Origin of the sequence: Mesorhizobium sp. M7A.F.Ca.ET.027.03.2.1, from assembly GCF_003999175.1 — a bacterium.
Classification (GTDB): Bacteria; Pseudomonadota; Alphaproteobacteria; order Rhizobiales; family Rhizobiaceae; genus Mesorhizobium.
The window spans coordinates 1-1,413 of record NZ_RZOM01001322.1 but is presented as its reverse complement, the minus strand read 5'-3'; the positions used below and the strand labels follow the sequence as shown (position 1 = coordinate 1,413).

Genomic DNA, 1,413 nt, shown 5'->3' with positions numbered 1-1,413 from the left:
ATTTCGAGCAGTCTTTCGGCAGCGAGGCAGAACGCATGCTCCTGGTTCATCGGCGCGACATAGTCGAGCCGGTCGAAATAGGGCAGCGCTTGCAAATAGTTCTTGTGCTCTATGAGTTTCTCGGTGCCGCGATGCAGTAAGCCAATATGCGGATCGGCACGCTCGACGATCTCGCCGTCCAGTTCGAGCACCAGCCGAAGAACACCGTGGGCCGAGGGATGCTGGGGCCCGAAATTGATGGTGAAGTTGCGAACGGCGGCTTCGACCATTGCTGCTCTCCGCGACTGTCGGGGCAAGGCGTGATGCGAATGGTTCGGCGCCTCAAGTCGTCGTCTGAATGATCAGCGTCAGGGTGCCATCGCCATCTATGTTTGCAGCGACAACCTGCGAGGAATTGAGCCCATTCGCCCTCAAGGCCGATGTCGCTTGAGGCGAAGCATCGACTGAGTTTTGCAGGCGTAGCAAATCTTCGGCGCTGGTCTGATTGATCACGGCATCCGCCTGCGCCTTGATTTCGTCAGGCAGATCCTCGACGGCGACAATGGCAACGCCGGTGAAATTCAAATCAGCAGAGCCTGGATCTGGCAGCGCCTGCTCCGGTTGCACTTCGCCCTGCGGTGGCGTCACCTGGGGAAGCTGCGGTCCAACAGTTTGGGCGTAGACGGGCTGAATGATGACCGCCCCGGAAAGTGCGACAGCTATCGTCAACATGCGCATGGTCGCTCCTTGCATCCTTCGAGGGAGATTTTGAAGAAACCCCCATGCCGAGCGATTGTTCCCGCGGGGCTGGTCACACTGGGCAATTTCGCGTCGACCCCCTGGGGAAACGCCGAGCGAACCATGGCCCAGACGACGTCATATGGCTGTCTCCCAACCGGCTGAGCGGTTGCGTACGGAATCGTACCATCGATTGATCTGCACCTTGGAGAGGATCAAAATAAAGCAGAGGTGACCATGGGAGGGAGCCGCATGAGCATCGCCAGATGGGCAATAAGACCTGTCGGTACCGCCAAGGCATTTCTGGCAGAGGAGCTTCGAAGTGCGCGATACGGCGACATCGTTTCGGTCAAAGCGGCGATAGAGGCCGCTCGCAGGGACGCGCCTTATTTGCAGGATACAGACGATGAGTTGATGGAGACGATCGTCGAGCTGGCACGGGAACTGGGGCTGGCCGTCCTTTTTGACTCTCGCGATTGACCGATGAGCCATGGCTGGAGGACTCACCGGTGGTTGAAGCGATTTGGTACGAAATCGACAATTGGCTCATGGCCGAAAATGCGCAATCATTGGGAAATGGGACGACGGCTGGACGACAAACTCGATTGCAAGGCTTGTGGGACTATCCAAATGGACATTCCCGACAACGCCAAGGAATCGACGCCAATTCATTGCAGCAATTGCGGCGCCTTTCTC

General features: G+C 57.6%; 3 protein-coding genes and 1 pseudogene. 2 read left to right on the top strand and 2 right to left on the bottom strand.

All coding sequences use genetic code 11. From position 1 onward, the window contains the following. Together EN750_RS34280 and EN750_RS34275 are read right to left on the bottom strand one after the other, a co-directional pair. Positions 1-269: pseudogene (locus EN750_RS34280) on the bottom strand (NADH-quinone oxidoreductase subunit D); the annotation flags it as partial. 52 nt (positions 270-321) lie between these two features. Then, the gene (locus EN750_RS34275) at positions 322-717 is read right to left on the bottom strand and encodes a hypothetical protein (RefSeq protein WP_127322666.1); all 396 of its coding nucleotides are present in this window, start codon (positions 715-717) and stop codon (positions 322-324) included. Between the two features lie 252 nt (positions 718-969). Between EN750_RS34275 and EN750_RS34270 the strand changes: the two genes are divergently transcribed. Together EN750_RS34270 and EN750_RS40115 are read left to right on the top strand one after the other, a co-directional pair. Then, positions 970-1,197 (top strand): hypothetical protein, encoded by a 228-nt coding sequence (locus tag EN750_RS34270; protein ID WP_023812003.1) that lies wholly within the window; start codon positions 970-972, stop codon positions 1,195-1,197. Between the two features lie 29 nt (positions 1,198-1,226). Further along, positions 1,227-1,413, top strand: a 187-nt coding sequence (locus EN750_RS40115; RefSeq protein ID WP_210212794.1) for a hypothetical protein, incomplete at its 3' end; no start/stop codon positions are given.

Coding starts and splice junctions, on each gene's coding strand:
- EN750_RS34275 (WP_127322666.1), bottom strand. CDS start 717: ATGCGCATGTTGACGATAGCTGTCGCACTTTCCGGGGCGGTCATCATT.
- EN750_RS34270 (WP_023812003.1), top strand. CDS start 970: ATGAGCATCGCCAGATGGGCAATAAGACCTGTCGGTACCGCCAAGGCA.